Annotated in this window: 19 protein-coding genes; 7 read left to right on the top strand and 12 right to left on the bottom strand. The window is 69.4% G+C overall.

The features are described 5' to 3' along the window. The first annotated feature begins 121 nt into the window (after positions 1-121). Positions 122-1,294: a DUF418 domain-containing protein gene (locus FHR33_RS01105; protein WP_183642242.1), complete on the top strand. Its 1,173-nt coding sequence runs from the start codon at positions 122-124 to the stop codon at positions 1,292-1,294. A 17-nt stretch (positions 1,295-1,311) separates the two neighbouring features. Here the strand turns inward: FHR33_RS01105 and FHR33_RS01100 are convergent, their stop codons facing one another. Then, complete coding sequence (locus FHR33_RS01100; RefSeq protein WP_221240859.1) at positions 1,312-2,403, bottom strand: GlxA family transcriptional regulator; 1,092 nt, start codon at positions 2,401-2,403, stop codon at positions 1,312-1,314. 303 nt (positions 2,404-2,706) lie between these two features. Here FHR33_RS01100 and FHR33_RS01095 point away from each other — a divergent pair, with 303 nt between their 5' ends. Together FHR33_RS01095 and FHR33_RS01090 are read left to right on the top strand one after the other, a co-directional pair. Further along, positions 2,707-2,847 carry a hypothetical protein gene (locus tag FHR33_RS01095; protein WP_183642239.1) on the top strand — a complete coding sequence of 47 codons (141 nt, stop codon included), beginning with the start codon at positions 2,707-2,709 and terminating at the stop codon, positions 2,845-2,847. Positions 2,848-2,878: 31 nt separating this feature from the next. After that, positions 2,879-3,220, top strand: coding sequence for a hypothetical protein (locus FHR33_RS01090; RefSeq protein ID WP_183642236.1), 342 nt, complete (start codon positions 2,879-2,881; stop codon positions 3,218-3,220). Between the two features lie 30 nt (positions 3,221-3,250). Here FHR33_RS01090 and FHR33_RS01085 read toward each other — a convergent pair whose 3' ends face one another. Both FHR33_RS01085 and FHR33_RS01080 read right to left on the bottom strand, forming a co-directional pair. After that, on the bottom strand, positions 3,251-4,219 hold the full coding sequence (locus FHR33_RS01085) for a helix-turn-helix domain-containing protein (RefSeq protein WP_183642234.1): 969 nt from the start codon (positions 4,217-4,219) through the stop codon (positions 3,251-3,253). Between the two features lie 431 nt (positions 4,220-4,650). Continuing rightward, entirely contained in the window at positions 4,651-5,583 is a 933-nt protein-coding gene (locus FHR33_RS01080; protein WP_183642232.1) for a helix-turn-helix transcriptional regulator, read from the bottom strand. A gap of 79 nt (positions 5,584-5,662) precedes the next feature. Between FHR33_RS01080 and FHR33_RS01075 the strand changes: the two genes are divergently transcribed. Both FHR33_RS01075 and FHR33_RS01070 read left to right on the top strand, forming a co-directional pair. Next, a complete protein-coding gene (locus tag FHR33_RS01075) occupies positions 5,663-6,070 on the top strand; it encodes a VOC family protein (protein ID WP_183642230.1) in 408 nt (135 codons plus the stop codon). Beyond that, on the top strand, positions 6,067-6,609 hold the full coding sequence (locus tag FHR33_RS01070; protein ID WP_183642227.1) for a YdeI/OmpD-associated family protein: 543 nt from the start codon (positions 6,067-6,069) through the stop codon (positions 6,607-6,609). Before FHR33_RS01075 ends, FHR33_RS01070 begins: the two co-directional genes overlap by 4 nt. A gap of 757 nt (positions 6,610-7,366) precedes the next feature. Here FHR33_RS01070 and FHR33_RS01065 read toward each other — a convergent pair. The 9 genes from FHR33_RS01065 to FHR33_RS01035 form a co-directional block, all read right to left on the bottom strand. Next, a complete protein-coding gene (locus tag FHR33_RS01065) occupies positions 7,367-8,506 on the bottom strand; it encodes a lipase family protein (RefSeq protein ID WP_183642225.1) in 1,140 nt (379 codons plus the stop codon). A gap of 387 nt (positions 8,507-8,893) precedes the next feature. Beyond that, positions 8,894-9,298 (bottom strand): integrase core domain-containing protein, encoded by a 405-nt coding sequence (locus tag FHR33_RS48850; protein ID WP_221240858.1) that lies wholly within the window; start codon positions 9,296-9,298, stop codon positions 8,894-8,896. Further along, positions 9,298-9,420 carry a hypothetical protein gene (locus tag FHR33_RS51495; protein WP_281388129.1) on the bottom strand — a complete coding sequence of 41 codons (123 nt, stop codon included), beginning with the start codon at positions 9,418-9,420 and terminating at the stop codon, positions 9,298-9,300. Before FHR33_RS51495 ends, FHR33_RS48850 begins: the two co-directional genes overlap by 1 nt. A gap of 4 nt (positions 9,421-9,424) precedes the next feature. Next, on the bottom strand, positions 9,425-9,949 hold the full coding sequence (locus FHR33_RS48845; protein ID WP_221240857.1) for a hypothetical protein: 525 nt from the start codon (positions 9,947-9,949) through the stop codon (positions 9,425-9,427). A gap of 515 nt (positions 9,950-10,464) precedes the next feature. Beyond that, positions 10,465-12,027 carry a hypothetical protein gene (locus tag FHR33_RS01055; protein ID WP_183642223.1) on the bottom strand — a complete coding sequence of 521 codons (1,563 nt, stop codon included), beginning with the start codon at positions 12,025-12,027 and terminating at the stop codon, positions 10,465-10,467. Beyond that, positions 12,014-12,739 carry a TetR/AcrR family transcriptional regulator gene (locus FHR33_RS01050; RefSeq protein WP_183642220.1) on the bottom strand — a complete coding sequence of 242 codons (726 nt, stop codon included), beginning with the start codon at positions 12,737-12,739 and terminating at the stop codon, positions 12,014-12,016. Before FHR33_RS01050 ends, FHR33_RS01055 begins: the two co-directional genes overlap by 14 nt. A 263-nt stretch (positions 12,740-13,002) precedes the next feature. Beyond that, positions 13,003-13,401 carry a hypothetical protein gene (locus FHR33_RS01045; protein ID WP_183642217.1) on the bottom strand — a complete coding sequence of 133 codons (399 nt, stop codon included), beginning with the start codon at positions 13,399-13,401 and terminating at the stop codon, positions 13,003-13,005. Then, complete coding sequence (locus FHR33_RS01040) at positions 13,398-13,778, bottom strand: SgcJ/EcaC family oxidoreductase (protein WP_183642214.1); 381 nt, start codon at positions 13,776-13,778, stop codon at positions 13,398-13,400. The genes FHR33_RS01045 and FHR33_RS01040 overlap by 4 nt, the downstream gene beginning before the upstream one ends. Before the next feature lie 81 nt (positions 13,779-13,859). Next, positions 13,860-14,495: a PadR family transcriptional regulator gene (locus FHR33_RS01035; protein ID WP_246451550.1), complete on the bottom strand. Its 636-nt coding sequence runs from the start codon at positions 14,493-14,495 to the stop codon at positions 13,860-13,862. 83 nt (positions 14,496-14,578) lie between these two features. On the opposite strand from FHR33_RS01035, the gene FHR33_RS01030 reads away from it, so the two are divergent. Together FHR33_RS01030 and FHR33_RS01025 are read left to right on the top strand one after the other, a co-directional pair. Further along, complete coding sequence (locus tag FHR33_RS01030) at positions 14,579-15,175, top strand: NAD(P)-dependent oxidoreductase (RefSeq protein WP_183642211.1); 597 nt, start codon at positions 14,579-14,581, stop codon at positions 15,173-15,175. 294 nt (positions 15,176-15,469) lie between these two features. After that, the gene (locus tag FHR33_RS01025) at positions 15,470-16,336 is read left to right on the top strand and encodes a recombinase family protein (protein ID WP_312895298.1); all 867 of its coding nucleotides are present in this window, start codon (positions 15,470-15,472) and stop codon (positions 16,334-16,336) included. Positions 16,337-16,398 lie beyond the last annotated feature (62 nt).

Raw genomic sequence — 16,398 nt, 5'->3', positions numbered from 1 at the left:
GAGACGCTCCCCGGACCTCATCGTCTCCTGGCCGGGGCTGACGCGCTCGTACGGAAGGAGGATGCCCCCGCGCCTTTTCGGAGGATGCCGTTCCGGGCGCGGCCCGGCCAGCCTTGACCGCATGACAGCCAGAGAACCGACGCGGTCGGGCGCGCCCCCGCTGCGGCGTGTCCACGAGGTCGACACCATCCGCGGCTTCGCCCTCGCCGGGATCCTGCTCGCCAACATCGGCTTCTTCGCCGACCCCCGTCTGCTGGCCACCGTGGGCATGGGCACCACGGGGCCGGTCGACTTCGCTGTCCAGACGCTGATCCTGTCCAAGTTCTACGTCATCTTCTCGTTCCTGTTCGGCTACTCCTTCACCCTCCAGACCCGCTCGGCGGAGAGCGTGGGGGCCGGCGTCACGGCCCGCACCCTGCGCCGCTGCCTCGGGCTGCTGGTGATCGGGCTCCTGCACGGGCTGCTGTTGTGGCCAGGGGAGATCCTCACCCTGTACGCCGCGCTCGGCCTGGTGCTCCTGGCCCTTCGCCGCGTCAGGCCGAGGACCGCCGTGATCACCGCGATCGTGCTCCTGGTCGTCGTCTGCGCCTGCTACGCCCTGCTCGCCCTGCTGGTCACGTGCAGCCCCACGCCCGTCACGGTGATGGCAGCGCCTTCGGCCGAGGAGGGAGCGCGGGTGCTCGCGGCCTTCACCGGTGGCCCGCTCGACGTTCTGGGCGTCAACCTCTCCCAGTACCTCCACACCGCGCCGATGGTCTGGTTCGCCCAGGGGCCCGGCGCGCTGGCGATGTTCCTGCTCGGCCTCGCCGCCGGCAAGTCACGCCTGTTCGAACGGCCCGGCGACTGGGCACACCGCGCGCCCGCGGTCCAGTGGATCGGCTTCACCGTCGGCCTGCCCACGGCTGTGCTCTACTCCGTCCTGATCGACCACAGCGGTGTGGCCATGCTGGCGGCGACGGCGCTGAACACCTTGACCTCGCCGCTGCTCGCCGCCGCGTACGTGGTCACCCTGCTCCGCCTGGCCAGGCGCTTCCCCTCCGTGCCCGCCGCGCTCACCCCCGCGGGCCGCGCCGCCGCCTCCAACTACCTGGGCCAGTCCGTCCTGGCCTGCCTCGTCTTCAGCGGGTACGGCCTCGGGCTGGCGGGCCGGATACCGCCTCTCGGCGTCGTCGCGATCGCGGTGGCCATGTACGCGGTCCTGCTCGCACTCAGTGCCTGGTGGCTGCGCGAGCACCGCTACGGCCCGGTGGAACACCTGCTGCGGCGCCTCACCGAAGGGCGGCGCCACCGTTGAACGGCTGAGGCCCGCTGTCACGAGCCGGTCCGCCAAGGGCTGCGCCGGTGGTGAGCGTGGCGGTAGGCGCGAGGAGAGACACCGTGCCGCTTCATGAACTGGTCGCGCAGGACGCCGTCCGAACGGAACCCCACCTTCTGCGCGACCGTCCGGATCGGCAGATCGGTGGTCTCCAGCAGCTCCTCGGCCCGGTCGAGCCGCTGGTCGCGCAGCCAGGCGTGCGGGGTCGTGCCCATCGCGGCCCGGAAGTGGCGGGCGAAGGTGCGGGGGCTCATCAACGCGTGCCTGGCCAGATCCGTCACCGACAGCCGCTGTTCGAGCCGGGCGGCGGCCCAGGCGAGCACATCGGCGAGGCGGGCGTCACCGTGGTCGTCGGTGTCGCACTGCGTGGCCTGACCCGCCGGTGCGGGCACGTAGTACACCTGGCCGCTCTCCCTGCGCGAGGTCACCATGGCCTCGCTCGCCACGGTGGTGGAGACGAAGGTGCCGTGCTCGCGGCGCAGCAGGTGGAGGAGCATGTCCATGCCCGCGGCGGCGCCCGCGCCCGTCACGAGCCGGCCCTCGTCGACGTACAGCGACTCCGACTGCACGTCGATCTCGGGGTGCCGTTCGGCCAGCTGCCCGGCCAGTGACCAGTCCGTGGTGGCCCTGCGGCCGGCGAGCAGACCGGTGTCGGCCAGGAGGAACGTGCCTGTGTCGTACGCGGCGACGATCGCGCCGCGGCGGTGGGCGGCCGTGATCGCCTCCCTGGTCGGCCGGCGCAGCCTGAGCGGCCTGCTGTCGCTGGGCAGCAGGATCACCAGGTCGGCGCCCTTCATCACCTCAGGGCGGTGCTCCACCTGCAGGACCAGGCCGATGTCGGTCCTCAGACAACCGAGGTCGTCGCCGCAGACGGTGAGGTCGAAGGCGGGCAGGCCCATGGCCGTACGGTCGACGAACATGTTGGCCACCACGCTGAGCCCGAACGAGCTCGCGCCTGGCATGACGTAGGCGACCACGCTGCGGAAGGGCGCCGGTGGTGCGGCGCTCCTCAGGTCAGGCCCGCGACGGTCGTCCGGTCGCACGCAGGTGCGGGAGTGGGATCGGGATGCGGAGACAGATCTGATCACGCCATCATCTCCTCGAGGTGTTCGCGCTGCGGGGTCGCGGGGAAGGGCCGATGCGGCCTATCTCATCAGGAGACGAGCCCCGGGGAAGGGCTCGCGGGCCTCGGGCGGCTGGCAACATGCGGCCACGGCGGGATCCGGCCAGCGAGAGGCCGGGCGAGCACGGCGGCGGAGCGCGGAGCCCCGGCGGCAGGGCTGGCCGCATGAGGACCAGGCCGCAAGAGGACGCCGGTCCTGCTTCCGGCGCGCAGGCGGCTGTGACGAGACTTGCCCCATCGACATGGAGCAACGGACGAGGGAGTGCGCATGAAGCCGTTGGCTCGCGCCGGAGTGGTCCTGGCAGCGGTGTTCACGCTCGTCACGGGAGGCGGGCCGGCCCTGGCCGACGCGGTCGAGCCCGACCCCGGCACCGGCGAGGTGATAACCGACGGCAACATCTGGGGCTGATCGGCGCGGCGCCCGCGAAGGAGCCGGTGCGATGTATGTGATCACCACCCGCCTGCTGGCCACCGGGTGTGGCGTCTCCCCTGTGGCTCAGGACCTGCTGCGTGAGTCACTCCGCCAGGCGACCAGGACCGGGGGCTCGGGCCTCGAGCACGCGTGGCTCCGCAGCGACCAGGAGGGGGTCTCGCTCGTGCTCTTCCTGGTCTCGGGCTGCCTCGCGGACGCCGAGGACACGGCGTTCGTCACGATCAGCAGGATCCTCGACACCCAGGGCGAGTTCGCCGGCTGGACGCTCGCCCATCAGAGCGCGGACCTGATCGTCCTCGCGCTGGACGCGATGATGTTCAGGCCGCCACCCCGCACAGATCTCAGGTAGGCGGTGCGTGCGGCCCGCTGGGGCGCGGGCTCAGATCCATTTCCTCTCCGCGGCGCGGGCACCGGCCTCGAAGCGGCTGCGGGCGTCGAGGCGCTTCATGATGTCGGCCATCATCCGCCTGATGGTCCGCGGCGAGAGCCCGAGCTGACGGCCGGCGCCCTCGTCGGTGAGCCCGGCCATGAGTAACCTGAGCAGCTCGCGCTCCTGGCGGCTGAGGCCGGGGTCGTCCCCCGCGGGCCCCGCGGGCTCGGCGTCCAGCGGGGCGGCGCTCGCCCAGAACTGCTCGAACAGCGCGAGCACGGCCGTCAGCGTCCCGCGATCGGTGACCTGCACCGCTCCTGCCGCGCTGTGCTGCGGGTCGATGGGCAGCAGGGCGACCCGCCGGTCGTAGATGAGCATGCGCAACGGGAGCGCGGGCGCGGTGCGCACCTGCGCGCCCGCCTCGGTCAGCCACCGGAGGTAGGCCAGGGTGCCGGGATGACGGTGCGCGCTGTCGAGCGCGATGGTCCTGATGGCCACGCCGCGCTCGAGCACCTGCTGGTCGATGAGCATCGCGGCCTTGATCAGCTCGGCGTCCTGCGGGCCGCCCGGCATGAAGGTCGCGACCTCGGCCGTGGCACGTGACGCCAGCTGCTCGATCCTGGCCTGGATGGCGTCCATGCCCCGCAGCGGCTCGCAGCTCGGACCACTCATGCCAGGCCCCGAGTACTCGCTGACGAGCTGGCTGATCGCGGTCCTGCTCTCCGCCAGCTGGTGCTGCTGGCGCAGCAGCTCCGCCTGCTGCCGCTCGAGGAGCAACTGCAGGCCGACGTCGGGTTGGACGGGACGCAGCGTGCCCGGCGACTCCCATGAGGGGCGCAGCAGGGCGAGCTCGGCCAGCCGGTCAAGTGCCAGGCGGATCTCGTCAGGAGAGACGGCCAGCTCTCGGGCGATCCCCTCGATGTCGAGATCGTTGTTCGTCAGGAGAAGTCGGTAGGTGTTCTCGGCCAGAGTGTCCAAGCCAAGAGCCTCGAGCATCCTCGGCCCCCGCAACATAATGATCGAGTCGTGTGCGTCACGCGTCAGAGGCGTCACCCCTTCCGCGCCACCTGCGCAGGCTCCCCCTGGGCTCGTGCAGGCGCGTCGCGTGCGGCGTCGCCGCGGATCAGAGCGTCCTTCCTCCTCAAGCCGTGTCCGTCCAGAAAATAAACCATGGCGGGGCTGATCCGACAGTGCCCAAACTGCCAGCAATCGCGGTTTTTCCGCCATCTGCCGGCCCCTGGACGGCTGCCCGGCGGCGGGCGGCACCGCCTCCACGCTCCCTTGTGGCCCTTGACCTGCGCGAACCTTCCCTCATCCGGGTCACCCTGCGCCCCAGGGGCAGACGAGCCTTTTTCGCCAAGATCCCGGATCGTCGGGGATCTCGGCGAGTCCCGGCGACCGGCCGGGCGTCAGGCGTTGGCGTAACGGGTGGCCAGGCTGTGCAGGAGGTCGCGCAGCTCCGGCGGGTCCAGGACGGTGAACGGCACACCGAGGGTGCCGAGGAAGGCGGCCAGGTTGTGCAGGGACTCGCCGCCCGTCTCGAGCACCCCGTCGTCGTGCAGGAGGCCGGCGGTGGGCGGCAGGAGCTCCGACAGCTGCGGCAGAGGGGCGTGCAGGCGGACACGGGCCGGGTACCTCCACGCCGTCGAGGCGACGCCGCGCACGACGTGGGTGGCGGCGTCGCTCGGTGGACGGCGGGGCGTGAAGCGCGGCCCGTTGGGGGTGCGGGGGCGGATGCGGTCGGCGCGGAAGGTCCGCCAGTCGGCGCGGCCGGTGTCCCATGCCAGCAGGTACCAGCGGCGGCCGGTGTAGACGAGGCGGTGGGGCTCCGCCGTGCGCGCGCTCGCCGTACCGTCGTGCCCCTCGTAGTCGAAGCGCAGCTGCTCGTGATCGCGGATGGCGGCGGCGATGACGGTGAGGGTCTCGGCGTCGACGGTGGGACCGCGGCCCGCGACCGACACGGTGGCCGCCCCCAGGGCGTCGATGCGGCGCCGCAGCCGTGAGGGCAGCATCTGCTGGAGCTTGGTGAGGGCGCGCAGCGAGGTCTCCTCGATGCCGGTCACCGTGCCGCTGGCCGCCGCGTGCAGGCTGACGGCCACGGCCACCGCCTCCTCGTCGTCCAGGATCAGCGGGGGCAGGGCCGCGCCCGCGCCCAGCCGGTAGCCGCCCGCCGTACCGGTGGTGGACTCGACGGTGTAGCCGAGGATGCGCAGCCGCTCGATGTCGTTGCGCACGGTCCTGGTGGTCACGTCGAGCCGGTCGGCCAGTTCGCGGCCCGGCCAGTCGGGACGCGACTGCAGCAGGGACAGCAGGCGCAGGAGCCGGACGGAGGTTTCCAACATTTTCTCAGTCTGCCAGGCGTTGAGGAAACGCACGTTCCTCAACGCCTCCTATGGTTTGAACAGAGGAAAGGAGCAACACATGTTGCGAGGACCGGCGACCGTCAACATCTGGGCCGACGACATGGAGGCCGCCAGGAAGTGGTACGCGGAGCTGCTGGGCGTCGAGCCGTACTTCGAGCGCCCCGGTAACGGGCTGCCGGCCGCCTACTACGAGTTCAGGATCGGCGACTACCAGTCCGAACTCGGCATCATCGACAGGCGATACGCCCCGCCGACGGCCGCGGACTCCCCCGGAGGCGCGGTCATCCACTGGCACGTCGACGACGTGCAGGGCGCGCTCGACCGGCTGCTGTCCCTGGGGGCCACGCCGTACATGCCGCTCACCGAGCAGGGCCCCGGCTTCGTCACCGCCTCCGTCGTCGACCCGTTCGGCAACGTGCTCGGCATCATGTACAACCAGCACTATCTGGAGATCCTGGGCCGATGATGCACTTCGCGGACGCCGCCGAATGGGAGTCGTGGCTGGCCGAGCACCACGGGGACGATGGCGGCGCCTGGCTCAAGATCGCCAAGAAGGGGTCGGCCTTCACCTCGGTCACGATCGCCCAGGCGCTGGAGGTCGCGCTGTGCTACGGCTGGATCGACAGCCAGCGCAAGGCCCTGGACGAGCACTTCTACCTGCAGCGCTACTCCCGCCGCCGCAAGGGCAGCCCGTGGTCGCGGGTGAACGTGCAGACGGTGGAGGCGCTGACCGCCGCCAGGCGGATGCGGCCGCCCGGCCTGGCCGAGGTCGAGGCCGCCCAGGCCGACGGCAGATGGGCGGCGGCCTACACCGCCCAGCGCAACGCCACCGTGCCGCCCGACCTGGCCGAGGCGCTGGCGGGCCGCCCTGAGGCCGCCGCCCGCTTCGAGGCGCTCGACAAGACCGGCCGTTACCTGCTGATCCTGCCGCTGCTGAAGGCCAGAACCCCGGCCGGGCGCGCGGCCCGCGTGCGAAAGGCGATCGCGGAGCTGGCCGGCGGTTGAGAGCGACGAGGGGCCGCCTACGCGTGCAGGCGTCCCCGCGCGCCGCGTTCCTGCCATCCCTTGCCCGCCGCGTCACCGGCGGAAAATCTCAGGTCCGTGATCCCGACCACCCCTAATCCGGTGGGGACCAACAGCTTCCTCCGGAGTCCGCCACCCGGGACGCGGCGCTCACGTCGCAAGCGCGTCCTCCCAGTCTCCGAGCGCGCACCGGATGAGGACGTCGGCGGCGGCGCGGCGTGCGCTGCCGTGGCCGGGTCCCATGAGATGGCCGCCGTGGTCTGGGCACCCTCGGCGACAAGGGCGAGCTGAGGTGCAAGGTGCGCGGGGCCACCGGCCTGGCGGACCAGTTCGGCGACGTGGCGATGGAAGGAGGCCTTCTGCTCGCGGACGGCCTCGGCGACCCTGTCGCTGCCGCCTCCCAACTCGCTACGACACCTTCGCCGCCGATCTGAACACCCTGCGCGCCGCACGGCCCGTTGTGGACGCACGCCGCCGAGGTGAACGAGGCGCTGCTGGCCTTCGTCGGCAAGTGCTCCGAATGGACGGAGAACGTGGCCGGCCCTGTACCGACCACTCTTCCCCGTCGACGTTGGAACAGGGCCGGGGTCCTCGCCGCCCATCGACCGGCCGCCACCCTGCAGCCCACCGGCGCTGGTCGTAGCAGCGCGCTACTTCCAAGGCGAAGGTCATGCGGCGCTCCCGCCGTACGCGAGAGCCCGAGGGATGAACCGGGATAGGTACGGCGGGCGGAGCGGGGTCAGCAGTTGCTGGTCGCCGGCACGCCGAGCAGGCGAAGCGCCAGCCACTCGACGGCCAAGGGCCCACCCTTGACAGCGCCGAGCACGTGGTTGCCGGCGGGAAGGCTCACCCAGCGCACCCGGGCCCCAGCCGAGCAGTACTGTGACCGCAGGGTGGTGCCGACCGAGTGCGGGATGATCTCGTCGCCCTGCGCGTGGTACAGGAACACGGGCACCCGAGGCGCCGCGGCGCCGAGCCGGTTCTCGGTGAGCCGGGCCACCCACTTGGGCTGGTTGAGCAGGTCCAGGGACGACAGGTCGGAGAACCGCAGCCCGGCCAGCTTGACGTTGATCTCGGCCACGCAGTCGTCGGCCGCGTCGGCGAGCAGGGCGCGGCCGCGCTCGTTGAGGTCGGCTTCCAGGTCCAGCTCAGGGTAGGCCGCGTCGAGCCCGAGGCCCGCCGCCGCGGCCAGGCCGAAGGAGGCGGATCCGTCCAGGTGCTGGGCGACGGCCTTGAGGTCTGCCGGGACGCCGCCGGCGGCCACGCCGCGCACCCGTAGCTCAGGAGCGTAGGAGGACTGGAGTTGTGCGGCCCAGGCGGCGGAGGAGCCGCCCTGGGAGTAGCCCATGATCGCGACCGGCGCGTCCGCGGACAGCCTGGCGTCCGGCACCCGCATCGCCGCCCGCACCGAGTCCAGGACCGCCTGGCCCTGGGAGATCCCCGCCATGTAGGTGTGGGTGCCGGGCGTGCCGAGCCCCTCGTAGTCGGTGACCGCGACGGCGAAACCCTTCAGCAGGAAGAGGCTGATGAGGGCCAGCTCCGCCTCGCGGCCCTCGTTCATGCTGGTGGAGGGGGCGCACTGGTCACCCATCCCGTGCGTGCCCACGGCGTACCCGACGATCGGCCGCCTGCCGAAGGGGTAGTCGGTCTTGGGCACGAGTAAGGTGCCGGACACCGCGTTGAGCCCGCCGGTGGCCGAGGTGGAGCGGTACAGCAGGCGCCAGGCGTCGACGGGCACCTCGAGAAGCTTGCCCGGCGCGAGGTAGACGGTCGTGGGCTGGGCGGAGATCACGTCACCGGCCGAGGCCGCGTGAGCAGGTGCGGCCAGACCGAGGGAGGCGACCAGCAGGGTGATCAGAGGCAGGAGGCGGAGACGCATGACAAGCCCCTCTCATTCGTTGTGAGCCGATGGTTACCGACAGGTAACACGTGGTCAAGGCCCAAATGACCCTCGCAAACCACATTTGTCAGGCGGATGGCGTTCGCGGATCGGCGGACGCCTCATCAGGGGAGCTGCCCTCCCCGCCGCGGTCCCCGGGGTGTCCCGCGACAGCATCAGAAGGATGCCCGAGTCCTCGCCATACTCGAGCCGTGTACATGTAGATCAGCCACTGCTGTCGGGCTTTTCGCACCCCCACATGGTCCACGCCGGCGCGCAGACGGAACATGTCCTGGCTTGGGTGTCGTCGAGGCTGTGGACTGGGACGACGCCCTCGGCGTGAAGCCTGTACCGCGCGAATATTGAGTTACGTGTCCTGAGCTGCGGTTAAGCGGTGTGGTGATATTCGCTGATCATGCCTGCAATGACGGGCTTTCGGCGGATAGAGCGCAGGTCGTTGAGGTTGGTCATGTCGCGGGCGGGCTGCGCTGCGATGCCCGGGGGTCGTTGGTGCCGGAACTGGTGCGGCCGGTGCCCGTTGTAATGGGTCAGGTATTCGTGGAGCACGCGGGCCAGATGGCGTTCGTTGAAAATCAGGATCCGGTTCAGGAGTTCGCGGCGCAGGGTGCCGATGACCCGCTCGCAGATAGCGTTCATCCTCGGCGTCCGCGGCAGGGTGGTGATGATCCGCAGCCCTTCAGCTTTGAAGACCTCCCGGAAGGCGGAGGTGGAAAGCGGGTCGCGATCATGGATCGTGAACCGTAGCCCGGCGATGCGCTCCCCCAGGTCCATCACCAGGTGCGGGCCTGCTGCACTACCCACGCCTCGGTCGGATGCGCGGTCACCCCGGCCAGGTGCAGTCGCCGGATGCCGTGCTCGATGAAGACCAGCACATACAGCCGCCTGAGCAACACCGTCTCAACTACCAGGAAGTCGCACGCGATCGCGATATCGCGCGGCCCTGGGCAGCCAGGAACTGCCGCCAGGTCGGCCCGGCCCGGCGGGGCGCCGGATCGATACCGGCGGCGTGCAAAATTTCCACACCTTGGAGGCCGCGATGTTGTAGCCCAGCCGGGCCAATTCGCCTTGGATTCTCCGATGTCCCCATGTCGGGTTCTCCCGGGCCATCCGCACCATCAATGCTCTGATCGGCCGGCGGGTGCCGGGCCGTCCCGGACGCCGCCGGTCGGTGAAGGTCCATTTGCGTGCAACGAGGTTGCGATGCCAGCGCAAGATCGTAGCCGGGGTGACCGGGAACACCTCTGCCCACCGGCGACGATGAACCAATCGCGACAACGCCGCAAGCCAGAGCCGGTCGGTGTGACCCCACCGCGGCCGGTCACCGAGTCGACGGCGGAGCACCTGGTTCTCGTGACGAAGCACCAGCAGCTCCACATCCTTGGACAGATCAGGGCGGACCAGCACGGCCAGCAGGCCGAACAAGCCCGACACCAACCGGTAGACAAGCGATAACGCCACCTCGCGATGGTCGCAGCCGCCGACCTGATCACGTAGCAGAACCCCAGCTCACGGAACGAACCGTGTTTCCGAGCGGGACAGGATGTCAAGCCTGCGCCGGGCTATCGCACCGCGCCCGGCTCCTGGCTCGCCTTCGACGTCCGAGCTTGCCTGCACGCGCCGGTCCGTCTCACCCCGCCGGGTGCTCAGCGTCCTCTACGTGCTCACCTGGCCGAGAGCAGCTCCGGCGGACCAGCCACGGCCAGCTCTGCGGCCACCACGACACCCTCCGCGTCGATTCAGCGACAACGGCCCACGTCCCCGTCCCAGTCCGTCGCGCGGGCACCACGGCCCACTGGGCTTGATCCGGTTTGCCTGGATGAGTCGACCGTCGCCAAGACACTAAAGATGCTCCGGCAAGAGGCCGACCCGTTCATCGACTGGGTGGCCGAGCACCGCGGCGAACGCGCCGACACCTACCGGCTGACCATCCCCCACGCCTACGCCGAAGCGCCCTGTGGCGGCGCTGGCAGCCCGGCCGACTCGGCGGCATCCACCCCGTCTTCCGTGTCCTCGGCGGTGTCGCGGCCTTCACCTACGAAGCGCTCGGCTCCGAACCGGTACGCACCTTCGACCTGCCCGGCCTGACCGGGCTGTCGGCCACCGGAGTGAGTGACGGACTGCGAGCGCTCGCCGAGGAAGGCCTCGCCGTACGCACCCCACGGGGCTGGACCCGTGGGCCCGCCGACCCGACCACGGTCGCCGAACAACTCGGAGTGCCCGAGCTCGTGACCAAGATCCTGGAGCGCTATCGAACCGAGCGTGCTGCGTGGAGGACGTTCCTCAAGATCGTCGAGCGGCTGGAGCCCGACCTCGACACCGAGGACCTGTCCTTCCCCGAGGAGGTGTACGCGCTGCTGGGGCCACCTGCCTGGATGAGAAGCGAACCGCACGGTCCACCTGGGTAGAAGCGAGCCCATCCCCTCGCCACCCGCAACCGAGACACACACCCACCAGTTCGGCCGCGCTTCTGCCGCGCGGCCGAAGGAAGTCCCCTCATACGGTGATGACGTCGAAGTAGGCCTTGTACGTAGAGCCGTCCCCGTTGAAAGTAGTGGTTTCGAAGCAGTGCTCGATGCCCTGGAAATTGATCCGGTTGGCCAGCGCGAATGCGATGAGATTTCCGGTGGTGAGTATTCGCTTGTCCGTGCCCAGGTGATCGTCGCCTGTGCCGAGCGCGTCGTTGATGGCGTCGGCGATCGGGCCCGAGACGGCCTGAAGCAGCGCCAGGACGCCCGCACCACCAGGGGAGTTGCGATTGCGCTTACGCCTCCGGCGATCGACGCCGCGACCGAGCGTACGCCGGATTCGATCTCGCCACGGTATTTATCCGGGTCGCCCGCGTCGTGTTCCATGCAGACGGTGTTGATCTCCAGAGGGAAGGGCGACCCCCTGTAGATCTCGATGTTGTCGCCGCGGGCATCGCCGGCGTCGACTTCTGTGTAGATCCGGCTTCGGACGGTCTGGGTGTCCATGCTCGGCGAGGCGATGGCCGTGATGATGACGTACGGCTCGTCATCAGGGGAGTGCTCATCGGTCTCGCCGAAGCAGAATAGGCCTCGGTACCTAACCGCGATGTTCCCTGCAGGCAGCACCAGCCACCGCGTTCCGGTGAAGTCCCCGGTGGTCTCAGGCGCCAGGCCGACCCTTCCATCGTCTGGGTGCGTGTGGCCGTCGAGGAACCGCGGACCGGGCAGGTCTCCCAGGCACTCCAGATGGACGACTCCCTCTCCTACGTTGTGGGGCCGCCACCGGGTTCCGGTGAAGTTTCCGCCGTGCTCCGGCGCCAGGCCCACCGATGCGTCGTGGGTGCGGCCGTCGAGCCATCGACTCGGCCCGGGAAGCTCTCCCTTGCACTCGATGAAGAGGTCGCCGTTGCCCGCATCGTGGGCCAGCCACCGCGCTCCGGTGAAGTTGCCGCCGGTTTCCGGGGCTAGGCCAACCGTCTCGTCGTGTGTGCGGCCGTCAAGGAACCGGTGATTTTGGCTCCTAATAGTCCCCATGCAATAAAGTGTGAACTTTTGATTCAAAGGAATCATGCTGTCCCCCTACACATTCGCCTCTCGCGGCGTTTGGGCCTATGCCGGTGCCGCACTCGCTCCATCGTGGCTTGAGGGCCGTCACATGGGCGCGACAGGAGTGTGACCGCGGCGTGATGGGATGCCGGTAACGCCCATGTCGCCAGCCCCAAACGGGCGATCTTCGCCGAGCGCCAGCCGCGGCGCCGTGGCCAGCTTCCTGCCCCAAGGCCGCGATCCGCGACGGCAGCCCGCCGACCAGCATGATCGCGAGCATGCCCTCGCCCGTCCTGAGCGCGTTGGGGGTGGTCGGGATGTTCGCGAGAGCGACCTTGGCGATGTCGGCGTGGGCGGTCGGCACGCGAAACGACGCCAACGCCAGCTCCCGTAGCCGCTCCCGCCAGTGCTCTGGATCGGGCTCGGGGATCCGGATCTCCCCCAGGATCCGATCGTAGATCAACTCCAGCAGGTCGTCCTTGTTCGCTATGTGGGCGTAGAGCGAGGCTGGGCCCGTGCCGAGTTCCTGAGCGACCCTGCGCATGCTCAGCACGTCCAGCCCCTCGGCGTCGAGGATCCGCAGGCCGGCCTCGATAATCAGCTCGCGGCTGAGGGGCTGCCGGGGCGAGGAGGTCTTGCGGGATTTACGCCAGGGACGGTCGGGGAACCCCGCGTCGTCGGGCCGTGTCTCTACGGCCATTAACGGCACCTCCGGATGTTGGCACTCCTTCGACCTCTTGCATCCAACAAACTGCGTTCGCAACGAAGGACAGGTTGGCCCCCACGGCTGGGACAGGGGCTTTAACAGCAACGGATCGGCCAGTGGTGACAGCGGGCTGAAGAACGCTGGGTTACCGCCACTGGCCGTGCGGATGTGAGTGACGTTGGAAGATCAGAGTGGAGACCCTGTCACCACGGACTACGCCGACCTAACGGGCATCCGGCGGAGAAAACCGTTGACACTCAGGCCGGACCGGTGGGACACCCCAGACGATGACCCATCCGGGAGGCCTTCTCCATGAAGGTCGCACGTGTACTGTCGGCGAAACCGACGAACATGCGGTTGGCGAGAGGCACGCCCCAGCGCGCCCAACGCGCCACGTTGAAGACGCGATGCACGAGCAGCGTCCCCTTGGGATGTGGTTCGACGCTCCACTCGCCCCGATACCACCAGCCGCCCTGCAAGGAGATGGTGTGACCAGCCACCTCCACGGTGGAGGTGTGGCCGGGGACGTCTTCGATGGTGAAGCGGCCGGAGCGCCTGCCACCGGGCAGCAGTTCGTCGGCCATGGCGCCCCAGACCTCGGCGACCGGCGCCTCGATGACCGCGGCCACCTCGGCGAGCAGTTTCTTCTTCGTCACGACGTCACCCTGGTGTTCTGGAAGGAGGCGAAGCGCCAGCCTTCAGGGGTGCGTACGGCGGTGAAGGTGACGATCGAGTCGCGCCGGCGACCGTCCACGGCAGTGCCGCCCTGGGAGATCACCAGCGCGGCGCCGTCGGCCAGCTGCTTGACCTGGACGTCGCTATCGGGGGTGGACATGGTGGAGCCCCTGAGCGGCCCCTCGAACAGCCATCGGTGCGAGGACTCGATGGCCTGTCGCCCCCGGGTGTGCGTGCCGTCGAAGGAGATGTAGTCGGCGTCTTCGGTGAACCACGCGGCGTAGGCAGTGGCGTCACCTGCGTTCCACGCCTCGGCGAGGCAGGTGAGCATGGTGATGATCTCCGCGTTGGCGGACATGGCGCAACTCCTTGTGGTCGCGGCGCCTATCCTGACGTTGCGACTCCAGCAGGGCAGGCGCCTTGTTCGGATGTGCGGCTGTCAGGGTGTTGGCGCACCCTGACAGCCGGTTCTCATGATTCGTCGAGCGCGTTTTCCAGCTGGTCGCGGTTGAAGGTGCCCGACCAGTCGAGTTCGCCCGACTCCAAGCGGGTGATGAGCCGCCTGATCCAGGCCAGCTCGGTCTCGGTCAAGGGCCCGCTCGTAGTCGAGCTCGATCGCCAGAACGTCAGGCAGGCCACTGTCGCGCAGGGTTTTCAGGTGTCCGTTCAGCCCGGCGACGTTCCCTTCGAGTGCCGCCTGCCTGGTGCGTAGGGATTGCAACGCGTCGGGCACCGGGAGGACGCCGATGAGCGAGACAGCCGCGGTGAAGACGCGGCGCTCGCCGCCCGGGTTCTCCAGGAGCGCCCGGAGCCTGGTCGCCAGTTCGTGGCGGCCCTCGTCAGTGATCTCATAGATCGTGCGTTCGGGCCGGCGGCCTTCCCTGCTCGTCTCGACGGGGACGATCAGTTCCTCGCCGGCCAGCTTGTCGACCGCGTGGTAGAGGCTTCTCGGCAGCCCCGTCACGTAGTCCTTGTGCGTCTGGACTATGAAGCGGTGCAGCTCGTACGGGTGGCCGGGACGTACCGACAGCATGGCCAGCACGGTCAGGCCGACCAGATCGGGACGTCGTGCCATGACTCTCCTTTCTTAGTGCAGTTTGCACTATAGTCCACGAGTATCGCTATAGTGCAAATCACTATATTCAAGGAGGCACTATCATGAAGATCATGGTCATCGGCTCGACCGGCCGGACCGGAAAGCACGTCCTGACGCAAGGCGTCAATCGCGGACACGAGATCACTGCCTTCGCCCGCCGGCCGGAACTGCTCGCCGACCGCGCCGGGCTGGCAGGCGTCCACCAGGGCGACGCTCACGACCTCGAGGCCGTACGCCGAGCCGTACAGGGGCAGGACGCCGTCATCGCCGCGGTCGGCGGCAGCCGGATCGCCGCCACCCTCATCACCGCCATGCACGAGCACGGCGTACGGCGGGTGGTGATGACGAGCAGCCGCTCCGTGCCGGCCACCCGGCCCCGCCTCGCGGTCTCCCTCGCGTGGCTGTTCTTCCGCGAAGCGTACGTGGACCTCGCGCGCGCCGAGGGCATGCTGCAGGTCAGCGGCCTAGACTGGAGCATCGCCCGCGCCACGATGCTCAACGACAAGCCGCCCGCCGGCCGCGTTCACATCGACTTCGAGGCCAACGCCACGGGCGGCGCGATGCAGCTCTCGCGTGCCGACTACGCGACGGCGCTGCTCGACACCGTCGAGGATCCCGCCCTGATCGGCAAGGCCCTCGGCATCTGCGGCCCCCGATAGCCTCGCTCATACGGCGGCACCATCCAGTGCCTCGAACAATGGGTGCCGTGTCGGGTCGGACCGGGGTGGGACGTGCCACGGTTAGTGTCGCTGTTTCTGCCGCGCTCTTGTCCCGCTGGCTCGGCAGCAGGTCGATGGACTATTGAAGCGATCGCGGATGCGCTAGGCGCAGCGTTTCATAGGCGACCATCTACGAAACATCAGCTGCGGCCAGCCGCCGCCTGGGCGAACGCCGTTTCATAGGTCGGTACAAATAGAGGGGTGTGTGAAACGCCCCTATGAAACACTCTCGGGGTGCGTGACGACGACTTCCTCCGCGTGGAGGCCCACGACTGCCCGATGACCGCCTGCGCGGCCCCGGCGGGATCGCCCTGCCGTACCGGCAAGGGCAAGGTCGCCGTGCAGTACCACACCGCCCGATTCCGTCTCGTGCCCGCCCTCGCCAAGGCACTCACCGTCCCGACCCCGGCCATCCGCAAGCCAGGCACCCTATGGCTCGAACTGCCTCGCCCACCCGCGGCCGGTACCGAGTCGGCCGGCCACGTCCGGATCGGCTACGCCCGCGCCTCCACCGTCCGCCAGTCCCTGGACACTCAGCTCGATGCGCTCCAGGCCGCCGGCGTCACCCGCGTCTTCTCCGAGAAGATCTCCACCCGCGCCACCGTCCGCCCTGAACTCGACAAGGCCGTCGCGCTGGCCCGCGAGCTCCGTTCGGCGGGGGTGGCGGTCACGCTCGTGGTGCACGAGCACAAGCGCCTCGGCCGCGGCCTCGACCTGGCCGCCCTGGCCGAGCAGCTCCGCGCCGCCGGGATCGCGCTGCACTTCCTCACCGGCGAACTGCAAGGCTCCCATGACCCGTCCGGTGTGGTGTTCACCGTGCTCGCCGCTCTGTCGGGCATGGAGCGCGAGTACATCCGCGACCGCACTCTGGAAGGTCACGAGTCCGCCCGCACCCGCGGCAAGGCCATCGGCGGCGCCACCGTCACCGACCCCGCCATGCTCTCCATGGCCCTGCACCTGCGCGCCCAGAACCTCAGCCTCCGCGACATCGCCGCCCGCCTGGTAATCAGCAAGGGCAAGAAGAAGGGCCAGCACCCCTCGCCCGCAACCGTTCTACGCATGCTCCGCGATCACGATGAGACGGCCGGTTCCGACGCCTGACGAAGATCAATACGCCACGCTCTGCCACCACGCTAAAGATCAACGCTAGCGCCAATTCCTGC

Source organism: Nonomuraea dietziae, from assembly GCF_014195505.1.
Taxonomy (GTDB): domain Bacteria; phylum Actinomycetota; class Actinomycetes; order Streptosporangiales; family Streptosporangiaceae; genus Nonomuraea; species Nonomuraea roseola.
The sequence above is the reverse complement of the archived record's forward strand: the minus strand, read 5'-3'. Positions and strand labels throughout refer to the sequence as shown.

Coding starts and splice junctions, on each gene's coding strand:
- FHR33_RS01075 (WP_183642230.1), top strand. CDS start 5,663: ATGTTGCGAGGACCGGCGACCGTCAACATCTGGGCCGACGACATGGAG.
- FHR33_RS01040 (WP_183642214.1), bottom strand. CDS start 13,778: ATGTCCGCCAACGCGGAGATCATCACCATGCTCACCTGCCTCGCCGAG.
- FHR33_RS01095 (WP_183642239.1), top strand. CDS start 2,707: ATGAAGCCGTTGGCTCGCGCCGGAGTGGTCCTGGCAGCGGTGTTCACG.
- FHR33_RS01090 (WP_183642236.1), top strand. CDS start 2,879: ATGTATGTGATCACCACCCGCCTGCTGGCCACCGGGTGTGGCGTCTCC.
- FHR33_RS01105 (WP_183642242.1), top strand. CDS start 122: ATGACAGCCAGAGAACCGACGCGGTCGGGCGCGCCCCCGCTGCGGCGT.
- FHR33_RS01065 (WP_183642225.1), bottom strand. CDS start 8,506: ATGCGTCTCCGCCTCCTGCCTCTGATCACCCTGCTGGTCGCCTCCCTC.
- FHR33_RS01050 (WP_183642220.1), bottom strand. CDS start 12,739: ATGGCCGTAGAGACACGGCCCGACGACGCGGGGTTCCCCGACCGTCCC.
- FHR33_RS01070 (WP_183642227.1), top strand. CDS start 6,067: ATGATGCACTTCGCGGACGCCGCCGAATGGGAGTCGTGGCTGGCCGAG.
- FHR33_RS01080 (WP_183642232.1), bottom strand. CDS start 5,583: ATGTTGGAAACCTCCGTCCGGCTCCTGCGCCTGCTGTCCCTGCTGCAG.
- FHR33_RS48850 (WP_221240858.1), bottom strand. CDS start 9,298: ATGGACCTGGGGGAGCGCATCGCCGGGCTACGGTTCACGATCCATGAT.
- FHR33_RS01055 (WP_183642223.1), bottom strand. CDS start 12,027: ATGGGGACTATTAGGAGCCAAAATCACCGGTTCCTTGACGGCCGCACA.
- FHR33_RS01035 (WP_246451550.1), bottom strand. CDS start 14,495: ATGGCACGACGTCCCGATCTGGTCGGCCTGACCGTGCTGGCCATGCTG.
- FHR33_RS01030 (WP_183642211.1), top strand. CDS start 14,579: ATGAAGATCATGGTCATCGGCTCGACCGGCCGGACCGGAAAGCACGTC.